The sequence below is a fragment of the Porphyrobacter sp. CACIAM 03H1 genome (genome assembly GCF_002215495.1).
GTDB lineage: Bacteria > Pseudomonadota > Alphaproteobacteria > Sphingomonadales > Sphingomonadaceae > Erythrobacter.
In genome coordinates this window covers 332,417-352,632 of record NZ_CP021378.1, presented here as the reverse complement: position 1 = coordinate 352,632, position 20,216 = coordinate 332,417, and the positions used below count along the sequence as shown (strand labels likewise).

At 60.2% G+C, this 20,216-nt stretch carries 17 protein-coding genes and 2 pseudogenes; 8 read left to right on the top strand and 11 right to left on the bottom strand.

The features are described from left to right. Positions 1-180: 180 nt before the first annotated feature. The 4 genes from CBR61_RS01695 to CBR61_RS01680 form a co-directional block, all read right to left on the bottom strand. Entirely contained in the window at positions 181-1,164 is a 984-nt protein-coding gene (locus CBR61_RS01695; protein WP_088915391.1) for a phytanoyl-CoA dioxygenase family protein, read from the bottom strand. Further along, positions 1,161-1,940 (bottom strand): DUF5672 family protein, encoded by a 780-nt coding sequence (locus CBR61_RS01690; RefSeq protein WP_088912812.1) that lies wholly within the window; start codon positions 1,938-1,940, stop codon positions 1,161-1,163. Before CBR61_RS01690 ends, CBR61_RS01695 begins: the two co-directional genes overlap by 4 nt. Further along, positions 1,940-3,532 carry a glycosyltransferase family 2 protein gene (locus CBR61_RS01685; RefSeq protein ID WP_233996805.1) on the bottom strand — a complete coding sequence of 531 codons (1,593 nt, stop codon included), beginning with the start codon at positions 3,530-3,532 and terminating at the stop codon, positions 1,940-1,942. Before CBR61_RS01685 ends, CBR61_RS01690 begins: the two co-directional genes overlap by 1 nt. Before the next feature lie 145 nt (positions 3,533-3,677). After that, complete coding sequence (locus CBR61_RS01680) at positions 3,678-6,032, bottom strand: hypothetical protein (protein ID WP_157696465.1); 2,355 nt, start codon at positions 6,030-6,032, stop codon at positions 3,678-3,680. A gap of 249 nt (positions 6,033-6,281) precedes the next feature. On the opposite strand from CBR61_RS01680, the gene CBR61_RS01675 reads away from it, so the two are divergent. From CBR61_RS01675 to CBR61_RS01665, 3 genes are read left to right on the top strand one after another with little or no spacing between them, the layout of a single operon-like run. Then, positions 6,282-7,085, top strand: coding sequence for a class I SAM-dependent methyltransferase (locus tag CBR61_RS01675; RefSeq protein WP_088912809.1), 804 nt, complete (start codon positions 6,282-6,284; stop codon positions 7,083-7,085). Beyond that, entirely contained in the window at positions 7,082-8,776 is a 1,695-nt protein-coding gene (locus tag CBR61_RS01670; RefSeq protein ID WP_088912808.1) for a DUF4350 domain-containing protein, read from the top strand. Before CBR61_RS01675 ends, CBR61_RS01670 begins: the two co-directional genes overlap by 4 nt. Then, the gene (locus CBR61_RS01665) at positions 8,773-9,525 is read left to right on the top strand and encodes a glycosyltransferase family 2 protein (RefSeq protein WP_088912807.1); all 753 of its coding nucleotides are present in this window, start codon (positions 8,773-8,775) and stop codon (positions 9,523-9,525) included. Before CBR61_RS01670 ends, CBR61_RS01665 begins: the two co-directional genes overlap by 4 nt. Before the next feature lie 165 nt (positions 9,526-9,690). On the opposite strand, the pseudogene CBR61_RS17125 reads toward CBR61_RS01665, so the two are convergent. From CBR61_RS17125 to CBR61_RS01635, 7 genes and pseudogenes are all read right to left on the bottom strand, one after another. Beyond that, a pseudogene (locus tag CBR61_RS17125) lies at positions 9,691-10,033 on the bottom strand (IS630 family transposase); the annotation flags it as partial. A 120-nt stretch (positions 10,034-10,153) separates the two neighbouring features. Beyond that, a complete protein-coding gene (locus tag CBR61_RS01660; protein WP_088912806.1) occupies positions 10,154-12,709 on the bottom strand; it encodes a rhamnan synthesis F family protein in 2,556 nt (851 codons plus the stop codon). Beyond that, a complete protein-coding gene (locus CBR61_RS01655; protein WP_088912805.1) occupies positions 12,706-13,188 on the bottom strand; it encodes a hypothetical protein in 483 nt (160 codons plus the stop codon). The genes CBR61_RS01660 and CBR61_RS01655 overlap by 4 nt, the downstream gene beginning before the upstream one ends. 83 nt (positions 13,189-13,271) lie before the next feature. Beyond that, positions 13,272-14,207 (bottom strand): NAD-dependent epimerase/dehydratase family protein, encoded by a 936-nt coding sequence (locus CBR61_RS01650; RefSeq protein WP_088912804.1) that lies wholly within the window; start codon positions 14,205-14,207, stop codon positions 13,272-13,274. A 568-nt stretch (positions 14,208-14,775) separates the two neighbouring features. After that, positions 14,776-15,423, bottom strand: coding sequence for an ABC transporter ATP-binding protein (locus tag CBR61_RS01645; protein ID WP_088912803.1), 648 nt, complete (start codon positions 15,421-15,423; stop codon positions 14,776-14,778). Beyond that, positions 15,420-16,202: an ABC transporter permease gene (locus CBR61_RS01640; protein WP_088912802.1), complete on the bottom strand. Its 783-nt coding sequence runs from the start codon at positions 16,200-16,202 to the stop codon at positions 15,420-15,422. Before CBR61_RS01640 ends, CBR61_RS01645 begins: the two co-directional genes overlap by 4 nt. 5 nt (positions 16,203-16,207) lie before the next feature. Next, positions 16,208-17,335 (bottom strand): capsule biosynthesis protein, encoded by a 1,128-nt coding sequence (locus tag CBR61_RS01635; RefSeq protein ID WP_157696464.1) that lies wholly within the window; start codon positions 17,333-17,335, stop codon positions 16,208-16,210. 133 nt (positions 17,336-17,468) lie between these two features. Between CBR61_RS01635 and rfbA the strand changes: the two genes are divergently transcribed. From rfbA to CBR61_RS01615, 5 genes and pseudogenes are all read left to right on the top strand, one after another. Beyond that, the gene (gene rfbA / locus CBR61_RS01630) at positions 17,469-18,374 is read left to right on the top strand and encodes a glucose-1-phosphate thymidylyltransferase RfbA (RefSeq protein ID WP_088912801.1); all 906 of its coding nucleotides are present in this window, start codon (positions 17,469-17,471) and stop codon (positions 18,372-18,374) included. Further along, entirely contained in the window at positions 18,371-18,916 is a 546-nt protein-coding gene (gene rfbC / locus CBR61_RS01625; RefSeq protein ID WP_088912800.1) for a dTDP-4-dehydrorhamnose 3,5-epimerase, read from the top strand. Before rfbA ends, rfbC begins: the two co-directional genes overlap by 4 nt. Next, positions 18,832-19,512, top strand: a pseudogene (locus CBR61_RS01620) (SDR family oxidoreductase); the annotation flags it as partial. The gene rfbC and the pseudogene CBR61_RS01620, both read left to right, overlap by 85 nt. Positions 19,513-19,525: 13 nt before the next feature. After that, positions 19,526-19,771, top strand: coding sequence for a sugar nucleotide-binding protein (locus tag CBR61_RS17255; protein ID WP_324616832.1), 246 nt, complete (start codon positions 19,526-19,528; stop codon positions 19,769-19,771). Next, the coding region (locus CBR61_RS01615) for a GDP-mannose 4,6-dehydratase (RefSeq protein ID WP_157696655.1) at positions 19,764-20,216 on the top strand (453 nt) is incomplete at its 3' end. The genes CBR61_RS17255 and CBR61_RS01615, both read left to right, overlap by 8 nt.

Sequence of the window (20,216 nt, the reverse complement as noted above, 5' to 3'; positions counted from 1 at the left end):
CTGCGAGCGGATGTCTGACCCGGAGGGCCCGCTGGTCGGAAGCGTAGCGCAGCTCGAGAGAGTGATAGTCACTAGCGCGACAAGCCCGATCCTGCTGAGCACCGACGGGCCTGAAGCGTGAATCTTCTTGAAAATCATCCTAATCGTTCCAACCCGTTTCCGTGCGATCGCACGAGCCGTTCAGCGCCCGAATGCGCGGCGCAGCGCTCGTCGTGCCTTTGGACCAAAACCGCGCCCCTTTCCAGCGGAACCGGCTGCAGCCGGTCCCGATTGTGCGCAAGCCGCTTCTACCGGCTGACCCTGGTAGAGGTTCGGGCGAGGTTTGCCGTCGGCGATGCTCGTGAGCTTGCGCATCTGCAGCTTGCCCAGCGCCTCGTCCGAGAAGGCGGGGGTGTAGTAGATGCAGTCTTCGAAGTAATAGTGTGTGACTTGCGACCAGCGGGTCCGGCGCGGGTCGGTCTGCGCGCTGCCGCCATGCAGCAGGTTGGCGCACCAGATGAGGGCCTGACCCTTGCGGGCGAGGAAGGTGCTCGGATGGGCGTCCTGAGCGGCGCACAAGGCCCGCCAAGCTTCTTCGTAGGGATCCTGCGCCGAGCCGAGGCTCGTCTCGAAGCCGCGCCGGCCGACCAAGGCGTTGCTCATCACGGGCCAACGGTGCGACCCGGGATAGTAGAATAGCGGACCTGCGTCCGGGTGGATGTCCTCCATCGCGAGCCACACGCCACACATGAACTTCTCGGGCAGGCACGAGAAGTGAACGATGTCAGAATGTGCTTCCTGCTGGGTTCCAACTGGGAAGTTCAGGGTTTGGAAGGGAAAGGCCTGCCGACCGTAGAGCTTGCTGAGCAGTTCGAGGACGGCGGAGTTCGCGGCGATCGCCTTCACGTCGGGATCGGTCTGCCAGGCGTCCTGAATGCGACGTTCACCTATGGTCTTGTCGGCTACCGGATCTGTGAGGTCGACGCCGTAGCGCGGCCCGAGCCGCCGCTTGATCCCCGCGATCCTCGAGTCGAGATCCGGGTCGGGAAAGTCGAACACGGCGTAGCCCTGCTCGAAGAGGTCGCGGCCGATGCGCTTCTCCTCCTCGTTCAACTCCGATGCGTCCGCCATGGCGAAAAAGAGGGGAGATTCGATGAGCGGCAAGCCCGGCAGTGGATTGGTCACGCCCATCTCTTCCGTCGTCGCGAAGGTTGCCACAGTCCGTCCCATCCCATCTTCACGCAGCGCCGAAAACCGTGCGGTTGTGCTGCCATATCGCGCATGATTGCCCCCCTGTCTTGGTGGACTGAGGATCGGTCTTCAAGCCCACAGTACAAGTCCCAGAAGCGATCGGCACCAACAAGCGCCGGCATGTGCCACACCCCGTGGAAACCGAAAGTGTGCTCCGGCGACCCTCTTCGCTCTGCGGCAAAGTCGTCAGCCACGGCACGAGGGGCGAAACGCAAGCCCTGCGCTTCCAGCCACCCACGATTGTGCCGTGCTATCGCTAAGTCCTCGGGGTGGCTGGATTTGAACTGTGCGGAGCGGCAGGCGTCCAGCAGGCGCCGGCTGCGCAGCGAGAACCCTCCGTTGCCGACGTCGCGTCCGTCGGTAAATTGCGGCCAAGACGCGCCGATGTAGTCGTAGTCGAGGAACTGCGGCCTCCACCTGCCGGGATTCAATACATAGCCGTCCCATTGCACAACGAGGCAGTGCGACGTTTCGACGTGATTGGCGAGATCACTCAGCATCAGTCGAGAGTAGAGCTCCGCCGTCACGAGACGCTGCGTGAAGATTAACTCGACACCCGGCAAGGTCTGCGCCGGCGGCTCGTGCGTGAGCAGCTTGCAGGCCGCGAAGCGCACGTGCCTCTGACATGCCTCTATCGCCTGAAGGGTCGCCTCGATATTGATCGAGGTCGCGGAGATCAGGGTCACCTGCGGAAGGTCGATGCGCGTCATCAGGCCGGCACCGCCGCCGGCGTGAGGTCGAGCGCGAACTGCTCGGAGGCGCGGCTCAGCATCGGGTGGTGGAAGGGGTCGGTGATCTCATCGGTCCGCCAGATCCGCTGTAGCGCCGCCAATTCGCCAGCGAAGCGGGCGGCGCCGACCGGGTCGGTGTCGAGTCCGCGCGAGACCGACTCGTGGTGTAGCAGCACCGCGCGCGGCTCGTAGAAGGATTGCCAGCCGCGCTGATTGAGCTTGAGGCACAGGTCTACATCGTTGAACGCGACGGGGAAGTTCGACGCGTTGAGCCCGCCCACGGCCAGGAATCGGTCACGGCGCACGACGAGACAGGCGGCGGTGACCGCGGAGACGTACTGGGGCAGCGAGTGGCGCCGGAAGTATCCTTCCGCCTCCGGACGCAGGAACCGGTGGGCATGACCGGCCGCGTTGCCGACCCCGATCACCACGCCTGCGTGCTGGATGCGGCCGTCTGGGTATAGGAGCTGTGCTCCGACCGCGCCAACCTCCGGGCGCATCGCCTGGGTCGCCATGATCGCAAGCCAGTCGGGCGAAAGCACCTCGATGTCGTTGTTCATCAGGCAGATGAGCTCGCCGCGAGCAAGCGCAACGGCATTGTTGTTTATCGCCGAGTAATTGAACGGCCCCGGCTGATCGACGATCGTCACTCCCCCCTCAGCAAGCGCCCCAAGATATGCGAGCGTCTCTGGGTCATCGCTGTCGTTGTTGGCGACTATGATCTCGATGCCCGGGTAGCGGGTGGCTCGCAGGCCGGTGATGCATGTCCGCAGAAGGGTCACCCGGTTGCGCGTCGGGATTATGACACTGACGAGGGGTAGGTGGGAAGCGACCTGGACCGGATCGACCTTTGCCGGAGCTAGTGGGCGCGCGCGACGGTGGTGAAGGATCTTCGGGATATGACTCACCGTGCCTCGCCTCGCTGCACCAGACACCATCCGGGCAGTCCAGTCGCAAGTTCCGTCCGCGTCGGCGAGGTCTACCGCATCGGCGCGAACGATGCAGGCCCCTGTTACGAAGTCGAAATGGCCTTGGAGTTCACTGTTCCAATCCGGCTTGAGGTGCGGCCTTGTCCGTCGGCCGCTATGATCGAGAGCATCGTCATCGGCATAGATCACCGTGCAGGACGCACTGACCGTTTCAATCGCCGCAAGATAGCTGGCTGCCGCGCGGGGCGAAAGGAGGTCGCCAGCCTGCAGCAGCATGATCCATCGCTCCTGCTGACGATCGGCGCCGCCTAGGATCCGCCTGAGGATTGCTTTGACGCATGATCCGATCACCAGTGACTGGATACCCGATGCCGCAAGGCTCCGCAGTGTCGCATCCACGGCTACGTGATCATCGCTGTCCTGCACCAGCGCGACGATCGGCACGTCGCGATCAACTTTCGCGTGAGACTGAGAGCGATCTAGGATGAGGATCCAGAAATCGTAGGCGCGCGGAGATCCTGCGAGGAGAGCAGCGAATTGCCCGCTTGCTCTAACCCGCTTCCCAAGGATGCGCCACTTCCACGCGGTCAGATATCGGAAGGGATCGATCAGAAACGCGTCGATATGGACCCGGATGGTCAACCAAAGCTTGAAAGCCCAGCCCTGCCGCAGAGCGAACCTCCTCCTTTGGCTCAACGCCCGGTATGAAAGGCTAGCGGCTTGCATGGCAGCTGACCGACTTTCCGAATGCAGCTAACTTGGATTAGTGCTCTGGGTGGAACCAGGTTCACCGCTCCCATGTCCGCCCTTCTTCCATTCCGTGCACGATGTAATGGACCATCGGATCCATTCCGAATTCCGCAACGTCGGGGTTGTTTGCGAGGTAGCGATCAGGATCAAAAAGACCGCGCCGGCGATATCGAATCTCCTCGCGCTTACGTCGCCACTTCGTCGGCATGATCGACCACCATTTCGGAAAGCTTCGCGACACAACGACAACCTCGCGCAGCCAAGTGGCCTGAGCCTGCGACAAACTGGAGCGCTCGGTTACGTCCGACAACGCCCTAGTAAGACGGGTAAGCTCGTCAGAGCGACTGCTTAGCTTACGCTCAGCCGCAGCCCGGGCCGTTTCTGCATCGAGCTTCTGCTTTTCTGCCTCTACCACCTTTGACCATAGGGCCTTGGATTCGAAAGACATTTCATGCTGTTTTGCACTGGCCTCCGCTAATCCCTCCTGGGCCTCCTTCAGCATTCTTTCGCGATCTCGAAGTTGATGCTTTAGCGCTAGCAGCTCTTCCTCGGCCGCTTCGGCGGCTGTGTTCTGGTCGCGCAACAGTTGAGTCATGAGCGCTACCTCGGCGGAAAGGTTCTCTATTGAGAGAGCTGATGCACTCTTCAACTCATCGACCTGTTGCGCGAGTTCGGCAGCCTTGCGCTCCGCGGCTGTGGCGCGCTCGCGTTCGTGGTCGGAGGTAGCCTTGGCGTAAGCCGTCGTTTTCTCCGCTTCGAGCAACTGCTTCCAAAGCTGAGCCAGCTCCTCCTCGCGCTGGATCAGGGCGCTTTGAGCGGTAGCCAGCCGCCCTTGGTACTCCGAAACTTTCCACTCACTCTGAGCAAGGTTAGAGCGCTGGGACTCAACCACCTTTTCGGCTTCCCGCCGACGCTCTTCCTCCTTGCGGACGAGGTTAGCGGAATCCTCTAAAGCCTTTTCGAGCTTGGCTATCTCACGCGACGCCGAGGCATCGCGTTCTCGCATGAGCTTGATCTCAAACTCCAGCTCCTCGGCGCGCCTGCGCTCGTTTTCGAGCCTTTCGACTTCGGCCTCGAGCTCGTCGACCTTGCCACCTGATGAGTCGAGGGCGGCTTTGAGCTCAGCGATTTCGGCGTTAAGCTGGGGTTGGACAGTTCGCAGGCTCTCGATTTCGGTTTCGAGTTCGGCGAGCCGCCTGCGCTCGTTTTCGAGCCTTTCGACTTCGGCCTCGAGCTCGTCGACCTTGCCACCTGATGAGTCGAGGGCGGCTTTGAGCTCAGCGATTTCGGCGTTAAGCTGGGGTTGGACAGTTCGCAGGCTCTCGATTTCGGTTTCGAGTTCGGCGAGCCGCCTGCGCTCGTTTTCGAGCTTGTCTTCGGCATCCTTTATCGCCGCTTGCGCGGCTATCGACGCGTGTTGTGCCTCTTGGATCTGCGCCGACAGCTGACGCTTTAGATGACTAGCAGAACCAACTTCGCCGGCAGCGTCGCTGAGCAGAAGCAGGCGCGCGAAAGCGCTATAGGAATTGTCGAACTCGGCAGCGATCGCATCAAGTTCTCGATGATCTTCCTCGCTTTCGCCAACCTCACTCCATCGCAACATGACGGCCAAGGCTTTACGAAGCCAATCTGACAGGCCCGAATTCCTCAAAACGGTTTCCACCGCCAGCCGGTGATGTCGGTGTGACGGACTCAGAAAGTCATCGATCTCCCGATGAACGACGGGCGAATTCCGGGGGAACGACACGCCAAGGCCACTCTTGATCCGGCCGACCGCGTCATGCCAATTTTCAAGGAGTTGGTCATAAGTACAAACGACCCTCCGTTGACCGCGTGAGAGCCGCTCCGCGTCGATTACATGGCGCAGCCACAGCAGCAGGCCATAGCCGTGGGACATGAGATCCCGGCTTTCAAGCGATTCCGCGACCTCCAGCGGATTACGAACCATTATCACGACTAGCGGGTCTATCTGCGCATCGTGCATGGCTTCGAGCCAGACATCGGCCAATCGGCACAGCCTTGGGTCCTTGAGCGCGAAAAGCGGGCCGAGTTCGGCGTGCTCCTTTAGCAAGGCGCTGGCCTCTGCTACCATCTCCTCGCGCACGCTCGAGTCGCGCCAGTCATCATTAATGGGGCCCCAATCGCTCCAATTCGACCCTGCCGATTCCAGCATTCTATCGTTGAGCGCTACCGCAGCGACTGATTCCCAGTGCCCCAGCTCGTTGCCATCACCTCCCGCAATCAGCTCGTCTGGGAGCGCGCAACCAAGAAGGTTCAGCACTCTGGTGCATGCGCTCGTACCGCTCCGATGCATCCCCAAAACCAAAATACCCTTTGGCTTGGAATCTGTTTTGTGGCGTGATGCTGGCAACTTGCGTGGTGCTTGCGTCATGGTGCACTCTCCCTACTGTAAGGGTTCGCATCGTGTCCACTCACATTTCAGGAGCAGTTGCTCGGTCGCGATTAGGTCCCAGCCGTTGAAATCAGGCGCGGCCACATCCATTCCCCGTTGGCTATTGCGTAATCCGTTACCCTGCGCCGTTTTAGGCTTGGGGGGGAGACGAGATTACCCTTGCGAAGGGCGGTCGGAGACGGCAACAGCGGTCTCGGCGTGCCAGGCTGAAGAAGGGGGTAAGTGGGGATGATCAGTTTGGAAGAGACCCTCCGTATCCACCTCACTTTATGGGCGGGCTACCAATCGCGTGAAGTAAGTCAGGTGCTAGACTACTCTGATAAGGAAAACCGCTTTGAAGAGCAGTGGCAGCGCGACCACTACTTTGCCGTTGGAAGGGACGCCCTCCGTATCGTGATGTCTGAATTGCTCATCAATGGGCGCGGAGTTCCTTCCAGCATTCTTGATTTTCCTTCGGGATCAGGACGGGTAACGCGTCACCTTAGGGCCATGTTTCCCGAGGCGAGGATTGGCGCTTGCGATCTTTACTCGTCGCATATCCACTTCTGCGAGCGCGAGTTCGGCGCGGAGCCGATTCAGAGCAGCGAAAGCCTAGCCACGCTCGACATCGGGGAATGGGACTTGATCTTCTGCGGCTCGCTTTTGACCCACCTTCCGCATCCGTTGTTTATTGAGGCGATCCGCTTCATCGCCCGTTCTCTGACGCCTAACGGGATTGCCATCGCGACGGTTGAAGGGCGTCACGCGATCTACATCCAAGATCACAAGTGGAAGCTGATTGGCGACGATCTGTTCGAGATCGCGCGCGCCCAGTATCACGAAACTGGCTTCGGTTTCGTCGATTACGATTCGGCGTTTCGCGACGCAGCCTTCGCGGCACAGGCGACCTATGGCGTCACCCTGATCAATCCGTCCAGACTGATGGGCGAGATTCAAGGGCTCGAGGACGTGCGGATATTGGGTTTCCGCGAGCGGGCTTGGGACGATCATCAAGATGTCGTCGTGTTCGGACGGCCGGGAGTTAACGCTTGAAGAACAAGCCGCGACCGGAGGTTGATCCGCGAGCGAGTCAGACGCCGGCAAGCTCGGAGCGGCTCACCGAGGATTACCTGCGCCTCCAGCGCGAGCTGGAGGAACTCCGGCGAAGCTATATCGCTCTCGCGGATCGACATCGATGGGTGCATGCGGTCGTAAACATCCTCGCGGCCGAGCCGACTGCTTGGTGGCAGAGGTGGCTGCCCTGGCGCGTATGGTACCGCACGGTCCTGCGAAAACTAGGCCGGCGAGGCCTGTTCGATGCCGCGCAATATCTTGTGTTCAACCCGGACGTCGCGCAATTCAGGTCGGGTCCGCTCGCGCACGCCCTCCTCCACGGCCTTGCGGAGGAGCGTGGCGGGATTCCGGCCGCGCCGGAGCCGGTCGCCGTAAGCGCGCTCTCGCCGGCATTGCGCGACAGGATAGTTGCAAGCGGTCTGTTCGATCTCCACTGGTACAGGTCTAAGAACCCCGATGTGTCCCCTAACCTCGATGAGGCGCTTACCAGTTACCTCAAGCGTTCTTCGAACGATCCGCTTCATGATCCCGGTCCGCTGTTCTCGGGCGCATTTTACCTCATCGAGAACCCAGACACGATTAACATGCACCCGCTTGAACACTACGTTTACTACGGGTTGGCGGAAGGCCGCCGTGCATTTTCGTCCAGCAATGCCGACGAGTTCATAAAGGGTTCGGCCGCCCAACGCCTTGAGCAGATCGATGCGTTTTTCGACCCTGCTAAGGAGACCCTTGTGCTCCATTGGGCCGAAGGGAACTTCTTCTTCACGGACATCGCGGCTTACCTCGCCGATTACCTGGCGCGGCGTGGATATAAGGCGCGCCGCTTGACCGATGACAGTGCCTTAATGCAGGAGGACCACAACCTGCTCGTCGTTGCTCCGCACGAGTACTGCATCCACGGTCCGGGAAAGGACTGGCCGGCTGAGCGCTTGGCACGCGCGGTGTATTTCAACACCGAGCAGTGGCATACGTCCTGGTTTTCGCTGGCGCTCGGGGTCATGCTCCGTTCGCGGATGGCAATCGACATCAATCCCGCCTCAGCACGGGGCCTGCGCCGACTTGGCATACGCGCCAGCTTTGTGCCGCTGCTGCCATTCGAAAGCTCAGTGTTCGCGGTCGAGACGGCGCCTCTGTCCAAACAGACTACCGCGAGGCGCTATGTGAAGGCGCTGACTTGGCCGCAGAACTATGACGAGCGACCCTACGAGATTTTGTTCATTGGCGCTCTGAACCCGCGGCGCGAGGCCATACTAGCCAAGCTTGCGCCGGTTCTCGCCAGGTATGACGCTTTCATTCACAGCCCCCGCCTTAGCGGGCCAGCGAACTCAACCAATGGCAACACCTTGCCGAAACATGACGTTGCTCAGCTCGCACGTAACGCGAAGATCCTGCTCAACATCCACCAGGGCGAAAGTCATTATTTCGAGTGGCACCGGCTGTTTGTTTCGGGCATCTGCGAGGGTTGCGTCGTTCTGACCGAGCCCTGCATTGATACCGGGATTCTCACGTCTGGCGTACACTACTTAGAGTGCGCGGCGGCAGCGATGCCAGAAATGCTGAATCATTTGCTGACCACCGCCGAAGGCCGCGCCCGACTTGCCGAGGTACGTGCCAATTGTGAGGCCCTGCTCGCCTCCATCACCGCGCACGGAGAGATCCTGTCATGATCACGCGCGAGGCCCGAGTCCTATTCAGCCACGGCCACGCCAGCCGCAGGGTCAGTGTGATAGTGCCACTGTACAACTACGCCAATTACATCGTCGAAACGCTTGAGTCAGTGCGGGCGCAGAGTTTCCGCGACCTCGTCATCATTGTCATCGACGATTGCAGCCAAGACGATTCTGCCGCGGTCGTAAAGAGCTGGATGGAGCAAAATCGCGACTGCGGGCTAGCGCTTGTGCTGCTTCAGAATACCAGCAACGCCCGCTTGGCGATCACTCGAAACACCGGCATCGCCCACGCTACGACCGAGTATTGTTTCTTCCTCGATGCCGACAACACCATCTATCCGCGCTGCATAGAGAAGCATGTTGCCGCTCTCGACAGCCGACTGGATGCGGCTGTGGCCTACAGCCTGATCGAAGTGTTCCACCGTCGATCCGCGCTAATGGGGGCGAGCCTATTCAGCCGCGACGCGCTGCGACACGGTAACTACCTTGATGCGATGACGATGGTGCGTAGGTCAATCCTGCTGGATTTCGAGGGGTTTCACCACATCGACTACGGATGGGAAGATTACGACCTCTGGCTGCGCCTGTGTGAGGCAAATCAGTTCGCCGTGCACATCCCCGAGATACTCTCGCGCTATCGCGAACATTCCGCATCAATGCTGCGGACTGATACCAACCTTCCCGATCATATCCGCAAGCTACATCTGATGATGACCGAAAGGCACCCCTGGCTCGATCTTCACTGAGCCGTGGCATGGCGGGCCTGTGAGTCGCCAAGCACGATAAATATATGTGTGCGAACTGAGTCCTTTCGAGCGGGGCCCCGATCTGGAAAGACCTTGTCGATCTGCTGATTGCGACGCTAGCTAAGGACACGCCTAAGAGCGCCTTCTATCTGCCCACGCAAGGCGGGCCCCGCCGGATAGCTTCTTGCGCGTCATGCCCCAGCCTGCAAAGAAGCGGTGAAACTCGGCGCCGTAGACGGCCAGACCTATTTCAACCGCCGTCAGCTGCAACTCTACGAGCGTGGTGTCCTTGCGTGCTTCCCAAACAGCGAGGATGTCTTACGCCCGCCTTTCAACCGGTTTCGAGTGCATATCGCCACCCTGGGGACTTGGCAGCAAAATCTCCAGCATCACGTCGTTGTGCGTGCAAGCGGATCGCTGACGAAGGCGCAACGCCAGAACGATTCGCCACCACACGGCAGATCATCCCATCATCGACCACTGGCAGCAGCCGGACACGCAAATTCATAGAGAGAGGCTGGCCCGTCTATGCGGGCTTTCTTTACCAGCGCAGATCGTGAATCAGATTTCGCCAAGGATGGCCCCCCGATTCAGAGCGGTCGAAAACCGCTCTAGCTGCTCCGACGGCCTAGAGCCTCTTTTCGTCGAGCTTATGCACGAACACCGATTCTAGTCCAATCGACGCAGCGATCGCGGGCCAGAGGCGTTCGATTAAATGATACTCCGTGCCGTCGTTTGAAATGGGCTCGCTCGGCCACGCATAATCGGGTCCGAAGAATTCGATCATCGCCTCCACCACTGATCGCCGGACCCAGAACATGTTTCCGACTGGGAAGAGCAACGGGTTCTCCGGGAACGGCCCCGGCAGGCGACCGTCGAATTTCGGGAGCAATCGCCGGCTGTCGTCCCATCCGATGAAGTGGGGGTCGAAAGGTGCGACCAAGCCGACTCCGGCGCGGGTGAGATTTGCGAACGCGCTGGAAGCACGGCTCGCGTCCCCGAGGAGAATGCGCAGGAGGAACTTGCGCCACCGGTCGCCACCGCTCGTTGACGTTAGCGACTTTTTCTGATGGACGTGGCACCAGAATTCGTCTTCACCGGCCACGCCGCCCTTCTCGAACATCTTGATGAAGGGCAGGATGTCGCGTCCGGTATTCGGAACAAGCACCACCTCGGGCCGGATACCATGCGGCTCCATGATTTTTAGGATGGCGTCTTTCTTCTTGTGCGTATCGGTGGTTATGACGACACGCTTCGCCTCCCGGTACATATAGAATGCCTCGACGTCCGACGCCAGCTCATCGGTGTAGTGGGCGTGGATGTGCATCGAGAAAACCGGCAGCGTCTCCTCTCTAGACACCTCGTACGGCGCCAGACGAAGAGCCTTGTGAACCCAGTTGTCGGATGAGCTCAGTTCGCTCCGCACGTCGTCGAGATCGCGCCACAGCCTCCGGCGCCCGTACTGGAACATCTTGCTGCGCTCCAGCGCGCGGGCATCGGCGTCCGCGGCGCTCGAGGTAAACATCACTGGTTCGTCGATCTGTGAGACGCCGGAAACGAAATAGCGCTGCTGCCCGAGCCTTTTCATCAGCGTTTCGGAAAGCATCCGGAACAGGTCCAGTTGATCGCCGCGTCCTTGGCGCTCAGAGGCCTGCTTTCGCGGCGTCTTCAGTATCTCTTCTACCGCGGCTTCCGGATTTCCGAACTCCACGGTCGCGAACATACCCAACTTCTTGTAGTCCTCGTCCGTGAAGCCTGAAGCCCCTTCGAACTGGATCACCTTGCACCCGTGTTCGAGAGCATCGAACACGACATTTGGCAAGGGATCGAGCCTCGAAGACATGAACATGACATCGGACGCTGCCAGCAGATCCTTGTAAGCCGGACCTGCTTCGAGAAAGACCACGTTGGAGTCCTTCTTGCCCACGCCTATCTGGTCCAAATGGTGGGTCATGTAGGCACCGAAGTGCAGTTCATCATGCTGAACGCCGTGGCCGATCCACACGAACAGGGTGTCAGGGTCGCGACTTCTGCAGATCTGCGCCGCCATCACGAAGATGTCGGTGCCTTTTCGCCACTGCGGCTGACCGGCGCCGCAGACGATCCGAGTATTCGTCAGGTTGCGACCGATCTGACGGGAAAGGCGCTCGCGACTGTTGGATAGGACGTCGACCGAAACGCCACCCAACGTCGGGACCCGCTGGGGAAGGATCGCCGTGTCGCGATCAACGTTGAAATTCACGTCAAGCATGCGATCCCGCCAACTGTCGCGGACGTGCTGCGAGGAAAAAACGAGCAAGTCCGAATACAGCAGGACGAAATTGAATGGATAAGACGGCCGCGTGTACTGCGCGTATTCATGGATATAGGAGGCGAAGGGAATTTCGGCTTCCACAACGAAGGAGATGAACGGGAAGCAAACTACAGAATTCAGGATCGCAAAATCGATGTCCCTCGCCGCGACCGAAGAGAGAAAGCGGAACTCGGTCCTAGGCTTATCTGTGATCAGTACCTCGGTGGCAAACTGCGTGAATTGCTCAAGGAGTGGGCCGTCACGGAGAGAGGCGACAATGACGTTGTGTGTCTCACAAGCCTCGCGCGCAATGTCCAGCCCGACGATCGGCGCCCCCGTACGGGACATCTCGTGAACACAGACCAGAACGGTTGGCTTTGCCGGATCAAAAGAGATCCTCCCAACCTGCCTAGCCTCGCGGATCGCGCCGAGAGTGGCCCGCCCTTCCTTCGCACCGAAATTGAGATAGTGATAAAGGGGATCTACATTTGCCGTGGCGATGTCCGGGTGGGACATATTGTAATGCGTCACTGAGAATCGAGAGACCTGTGAATCAATCGGATCTCCCAAGCTTATGAGTTCAAATAGAAGCTCGACTGCGAGCGGCTCACCTTTGCGAAGAAGCGGCTCTATCTCTTCCTCGTCAACTAACTCGCATAGGATCTTCTGAACTTCGTCGCTGTGCTTGGCATATTCATGGTACTTGTTGGCCTTGAGCCCATGCTCGTGGCCGTGCGCGTCGAAGTGCTCCCGGATGGCGTCCAGGGACGCACCGACAAGGCTCGTCTTGCTGGCATAGTAATCCGGGTCGAAGCGGAAATCGGGGCGGCGCTCGAGCAGCCCGGGAATCTGGGAAGCATACTTCTCCCAAATGGTGTCGACTGCCGTCACGTGCGCCCGCCTCCGAACGTCTGCTCAAGCAATTCCAGGCCGCGTTGATCCTTAATGCCGAGCTCTTGGAGCAGGGCGAAGAAGCGGGGCAGCAGCGTGTTTTCGGCAATCTCCGACGAGAAGCCCACGATCTCTGGCTCCCCGGTCACTCCTGGTGCTACAATCATTCCGCTATCTCCGAGGCCGGTCAGTATCGAGGAGATCTCCGCCACGGTCTGCTTGCGATTGATCAACAGCAGCGGTCCGCGCCGCGTTTTGCGCAGGCGCTCTAGCTTGGATACGGCCTCAGCCAGTATGCTAATTGCCCCTTTGGGAGGACAAAGATACTCGATCACCAGAGCGTCGTGCAGCAGCGCTTCAATCTGACGACGTGAAAGACCATGGCCGGGCAAGAGAATCGCAATCACGTCGCCAATTGGCACAAGCAGCGATACGAGGTCAGGCGTGGACGCCCGCGGTCCTATCGTGACGAGCAGCATGAAATCGCACTTTCCAAGTCAAGGTTGGCGGCCACTAGGCGACATGCAAAGGTTTTGCTGGCTGACAAGGCGCCCCACCTTCCCTATGAGTTGGAGATCTGATTGCGGACCCATTCGAAGCTTTCGGCAATCCCCTCTTCTAGGCTGATTTGCGGCGTCCACCCAAGGCACTCCTTCGCCCGGGTGATGTCGAGCACAATACGCGGAACATCATAGGCGCGACCGGGCGTGTGTGTGACTGTCATCGGCTCGAGCCCCTTCATTTCAAGGGTGCGCGCGATCTTCTCGACGATTTCGTTAACCGATGCTCCAGTTCCGCTGCCGGCATTGAAGCAACCCGTGGCATCAGAAATCAACGCCTTGACGCAGAGCTTTGCAAGATCACGGACGTGGACGAAGTCACGGATCACCGACCCATCGCCCCAGATCTCGATCGGCTCGCCTTGAACAACCTTCCACAAGCTCGTGCCTATAATGCCCTGCACGCCGAGCCGTCCTTGCCTGGGCCCGTAAGGGTTCGACGCTCGGAGCACAACATGACTCAAGCCGTGAAGCATCTGCTCCATATGGAGGTAGTTCTCGATGGCGACTTTAACGATGCCATACGAATTGATCGGCTTAAGCTGGTGGGTCTCCGGCACGGTGTCATGCTGCGGAATCCCGTAAACCGTTCCGCCGGACGACAGATAGACGAACTTGCGGCACCCCGTGTTCCGCAGGAGACCAAGCAGCCGGACTGTCGAGATCAGATTGCCTTTGATATCGGCCACCGGATCGAGATTGGCCGTTCCCGGAACCGTCGTGCTCGCGAGATGAACGACCGCATCAACGCCCGCCAAAGCTTCGAACAGCGTGTTGCTATCACCGAAGTCACCAAAAACGTACTCAACGTTGTGCAACGGAGGCCTGTACGCCTCCGGCTTGAGGTCGAGAACGCGCACCTTCAGCCCCTGGTCCAAGAGTGCATCTGCGACGTGCGATCCCACAAAGCCGCAGCCCCCTATCAACAAGACCTTCATCCCGCATTACTCCGAACCAGGGCTTCGCCCCGAATTTGGGAGCCGTTGCGTCGTGCTGAGTGTTTGCATGTCCACAAACTACGGTTGCCCCTATGCCCCACCTTCCGGCGCCCTCGCCCGACGCCCTCCCGGCAAGCCAAGAGCCGGAATGCGTGTGGATGTCAATTGGTTTGTCGCGCGTATAAGCTTGTCACAATTTCGCCTTTAGCGCTCACCTAATCAATGCACTGTACATCAGGAAGATTATCGATTTAGGGAGCTTCCCTGCTATAGCCGATCCGGTTGAAGCGTGCTTTTTCAGAACATATGAAAGCCGTGCAATAACCTGCTGCGTTACTTTGGTGTGGCACCCTAAACGCCAACCTCTTTCGCCGGCTCGACTGACAAACTAGGTCGTCGTGGGAGCAATCCAGTCTGATCTCTCGCTAGGCGACAGCGCGTTTTATGAGGCAAATTGCGCGCCCCTGCGGGGGAGCCTACAGATTGCCCGTCGGCGGTTTTGCCAAAGCGCTGACCGATTTTGTTTTGGTCGTAGTACGCGAAAGAGCGCCAATCGCCATCTGGGTCGTCACAACTGTTCATAGGCTGCGATCGCGTCAGCCACTGCCTCATATTCATACGCTATGCCGTTGTGCATCAAGATCGCACGGTCGCAGACCCGTTCGATCGTGTGCATGTCGTGGCTGGCAATCAACATTGCGCGATCAGCTCTCTTCTCAAACAGCTCGGAGTGGCATTTCTTTTGAAAGTTCTGGTCGCCGACAAGTATGACCTCGTCAATCAGGTAGCAATCGAATTCAATGGCCAGCGAAAGGGCAAAAGCAAGCCGGGCCCTCATCCCGGAAGAATAGGTTTGGACAGGCCTTTTCAGCGCAGATCCCAATTCGGTGAACTCTTCGACAAAACCGCGGATACTCGACAATTCGCTCCCGTAGATCCGGGCAATGAAGCGCGCATTATCGTAGCCGGTTAGGCTGCCTTGGAAGCCTCCGTTGAAGCCGATCGGCCAGCTATTCGTCATGTGACGGACGATCTTGCCGCGGTCCGGCAACTCGACACCGCCGATCTGCCTGATCAGGGTCGACTTGCCGGCACCGTTGCGGCCCAGCAGCGCGATCTTTTCGCCCGGGCGGATCGTCAGGTTCACGCCCTTTAGAACGTTATGCTTCTTGTGCCCGAGCCGGTACGACTTGCGGAGATCAACGCAAGCGATCATTCAATCACCAGACGTTGACGCACGATCCTGCAAAGTAGCAAACCGAGTGCCATGCACGGCAGGTTGAACATGAACGGGTATAGATAGTCGAAGTGGGGGTCGATGGACGGACCAAAAACTCCGTAACGCATCATTTCCATCCCGTGGACCGGCGGAGAATAGAGCAGGGCGTTAGCCACTGTCGGCGTAAGGAAGCTGACGAGGCTGAACGCGCCCGAAAACGGGATCATCAGATAGGTGGTGACTGGGATGATCTTCTCGATCACCTCACTCATTTCGCTGAGCGGCGCGACTACGAGCATAACGGCAAGAGTGAAGAAAGCGTAATAGAACCCGCCAAGTACGAGAAAGCCCAGATCGTAGGGAACCGGGAAGAAGCCAAGAACGCACAGGACCGTGGCAATGAATAGATAGGCCATCGCGTGCCCGATAAGTTCAACCAAGAAGCGGACCAGAAGCAGGTCCAGAATCTTGATCTGTCTGTGGTACATAAGGCCGCCATTGGCTGTGAAGGATTTCACGCCTCGGCTCACAGATGTTCGGAACAGAACGAGCGGAAGATACCCAGTCACGACGAAAGCGACGATATCGACACCGGCTTCGACTGGTCCCTTCAACACGCGCCAAAGAAGGCCGACCAGCAACGCGAATAGGAGCGGCTCGGCCATCATCCAAAGAAATCCGATGTTCTCCCGACCGAACCGCGTCGTCAGTTCGCGGAGCATGAGCGCGCCGATTACGCGAACCTGAATGTTCCAGCCTTGGCGCAACGATGGCATCGCCGTCAGTCCTCGGGTGCGTGCTCGAGAATGCCCACGATCAACATCCAGAAAATGAAGTAGAGGCAGAGTGCGAAGCCGAGGACGGTCAGCACCGTCTTGAATGGCTTGGGATACTCGGGAAGGTCGGGCACGTTCGGCTCGACCACGCGCTCGAGGTAGAACTGCTGCTTGAGAGCCTCGGTGCGCGCCTGCTCAAGCGAGGTCTGCGAGAGCACCAGCAGCTGCGAGGCGAGTTCCTGTTCGAGCACCAATGCCTCGTAGTCGGGAAGCTTGCGACTGATGGTGTTGGTGCCGCCACCGACGAGCCGTGCGTTCTGGCGGTCGATCTCGCGCGTGAGCGAGGCGATCTGCTCGCGCAGCACGGGGATCGACGGGTGATCGGGCGTGACCTGGCGCACCGTCGAGAGCTGGGCTTCGAGCGCGGCGCGCTCGACGATCAGCCGGTTGGCGATCTCGACGACCCCGGTGGCTTCCTTGAGCGGCTCGACGAGCCGCGCCTGGCTCCGGTAATCCGAGACTGCTCTCAGCGCCGTGTTGACCCGTGTTTGGGCCTCCACCACGCGGCTTTCCGCCTCCGAGATGGCCTTGGTGCGCGCATTCTCGTTGAGCTCGTTGACCAGCGTCTCGCTCTGGCTGAGCAGAAGCTCGTTGATCGCCGCGGCATCCTTGGGGGTGAACGCGACGGTTCGCAGAACAACGAGGCCGGTATCGTTGTCGCGGCTGATGTCGATCTTCTTCTTGTAGAATTCGAACAGATCCTCGAACGCGTCATCTTCCCAAAACCGCGGAAAGCGCGAAAGGAAATCGACGCGGGAGCTGCCGTATGCCTTCTTGACGTCGAGGTTCTTCTCGAGTGTCTGCAGAGCAGAACGCGAACGGATGAAGTCGATCACCTGGTTCGACTGTTCCTGTCCACTGGAAAGCCCGGTCGACTGGATCAGGTTGGCGAAAGACGTGGTCTGTGCTGCGCGTTGGTTCGGTGCCTTGATGACAAACCGGGATTCCGAGACGTACTGGTCCGAGGCGATTGCGAAATAGTAGATCGCGCTGAGCAGCACGGGCAGAACGACCGCAACCAAAAACCACGGATTATGGGCAAGCTTCCGACCCGAGTTGCGAAGGAGATTCATGCGCGCCCTATGGCGGCTTGTCTCGTTCCGCGCCAGTCAAAAAATCGATCGGTTGATCTCGTGCCCGCTTGACGCGTCATGCCAATCCTTTATCGCGCCGCAGCAATTGATAGATTTATACGAGGGGCAATCAATGCAGGGGGCGAACGGGGCCAAAAACAGGCGCGGCATCATCCTCGCTGGTGGCTCTGGCACGCGTTTGTATCCGCTGACGCGTGGTGTTTCGAAACAGCTGATGCCTGTGTTCGACAAGCCGATGATCTACTATCCGCTGAGCACCTTGATGCTGGCGGGGATGCGCGAGATCCTGATCATCACGACGCCTGACGATGCCGCACAATTCAAGCGGGTGCTGGGTGACGGGTCGGATTTCGGGGTGTCGCTGTCCTATGAGGTGCAGCCCAGGCCCGAGGGCCTGGCGCAAGCGTTCCACATCGGTGCGGATTTCGTGCGCGGCGGGCCGAGCGCGCTGATCCTCGGCGACAACATCTTTTACGGCCACGGGCTTCCCTCGCTGCTGCAGAATGCCAATGCCCGGCCCTCCGGTGCGACGGTGTTCGCCTACCGGGTCAACGATCCGCAGGCCTTCGGGGTTGTCGAGTTCGATGCCGCGGGCAAGGCGATCTCGATCGAGGAGAAGCCCAGGGCGCCCAAGTCGAATTATGCGGTGACCGGCCTTTATTTCTACGACGAGACCGTGGTTGACCGCGCGCGCGACATGAAGCCTTCGGCGCGCGGCGAGCTCGAGATCACGGATCTCAACCGCCTCTATCTCGATGAAGGGGCGATGGCGGTCGAGATCATGGGGCGCGGCTTCACCTGGCTCGATACCGGCACCCATGGCTCGCTGCTCGATGCCGCGACCTATGTGCGCATCACCGAGGAGCGGCAGGGGCTCAAGATTGCCTGCCCCGAGGAGATTGCCTGGCGTCAGGGCTTCATCACTGCCGACCGGCTGCGCGAGATTGCCGAGCCGCTGCGCAAGTCGGGCTACGGCGAGTATCTCCTTGCCCTGCTGACCGAGCAGGAACCGGGATGAACATCATCGAGACCGCCCTGCCGGGCGTTCTGATCATCGAGCCTCGCGTGTTCGGCGATGCGCGCGGCTTTTTCATGGAGACCTGGAACGCGGATGCCTTTCGCAAGGCGGGCCTCGACCTGCAGTTCGTCCAGGACAACCACAGCCGCTCGCAGAAGGGGGTGCTGAGGGGGCTGCACTTCCAGAACCCGGGTCCGCAGGGCAAGCTGGTGCGGGTGACGAAGGGGGCGGTGTTCGATGTCGCGGTCGACCTGCGCTGGTCATCGCCCCATTTCGGCAAATGGGTGGGTGTTGAGCTGAGTGCCCAGAACCAGCGGATGTTCTGGGTGCCCGAGGGCTTTGCCCACGGCTTCCTGACGCTCGAGGACGACACCGACTTCCTCTACAAGTGCACCGCGCCCTATGCGCCGCAGTCGGAGCACACGCTGGCGTGGGACGATCCTGCGGTGGGGATCGAATGGCCCGCCATCGGCATGGCGCCGATCATCTCGGACAAGGACGCGCGCGGGTTGTCGCTTGCCAATGTGCTGGTGTTCCCATGAGAGTGCTGATCACCGGGGCAGGCGGCCAGCTTGGCGGGGCGCTGCAGCGGCTTGCACCCGAGTGGGCCGAGATCAGCGCGATCGACGTCGCTGACTGCGACCTCACCGACGTGCCGATGCTGCGCGCGCGGCTGACGGTCGAGGCGCCCGAGCTGATCCTCAACGCGGCCGCCTATACCGCGGTTGACAAGGCCGAGAGCGACGAGGAGACCGCGCGTGCGATCAACGCCGGCGCGGTCGCCGCGATGGTCGAAGCGATGGCGGAGACGGGCGGCAAGGTCGTGCACGTGTCGACCGACTACGTCTTCGACGGCACCTCGTCGTCTCCCTACGCCCCCGATGCCCCGCGCAATCCGCAGTCCGCCTATGGCCGCACCAAGGCCGAAGGCGAGGATGCCTTGCGGGCCGAAGACATTCTGGTGCGCACCGCCTGGGTCTACGAGGCGGGCGGTGCCAACTTCGTGCGCACCATGATCCGCCTGATGAAGGAGCGCGAGGAACTGGGCGTGGTTGCCGACCAGATCGGTGCGCCGACCTGGGCGACGAGCCTTGCCGCCACCATCTGGGGTCTGGTCGAGAAGGGCGCGGGCGGCACCTTTCATCACAGTGATGCCGGGGTGGCGAGCTGGTACGACTTCGCGGTCGCCATGCGCCGAGGAGGCTCATGCGCTCGGCCTGTTGACGCGCATTCCGCTGATCCGTCCGCTCACCACGGCCGACTACCCGACGCCCGCGCGGCGTCCGGCCTTCTCGCTGCTCGATTGCCGCAAGACGCGTGCGACGCTTGGCGAGGAAGCGGTTCACTGGCGCAGCAACCTGCGCCTGATGCTCGAAGAGGAAACAAAGCTTGGCTAACCTACTCGTGACCGGCGGTGCCGGGTTCATTGGCGGCAATTTCGTGCATTACTGGAACGCGAAGCACCCCGAAGACCGGGTGATCGTGCTCGATGCGCTGACCTATGCCGGCAACCGCTCGACCATCGAAGGCGCGCCCAATGCCGAGCTGGTGGTGGGCGACATCCGCGACACCGAGCTCGTGGAGCGCCTGCTGCGCGAGCACGGGATCACCACGCTGGTGCACTTTGCCGCCGAGAGCCATGTCGACCGCTCGATCACCGGGCCCGATGCCTTCATCGACACCAACATCCTTGGCACCAACAGCCTGCTCAAGGCCGCGCGCGCGGTCTGGCTCGCGGGCGACGGCATCCCCCACCGCTTCCACCACATCTCGACCGACGAGGTGTTCGGCTCGCTGGGTCCCAGTGATCCGGCGTTCAGCGAGACCACGCCCTATGCGCCC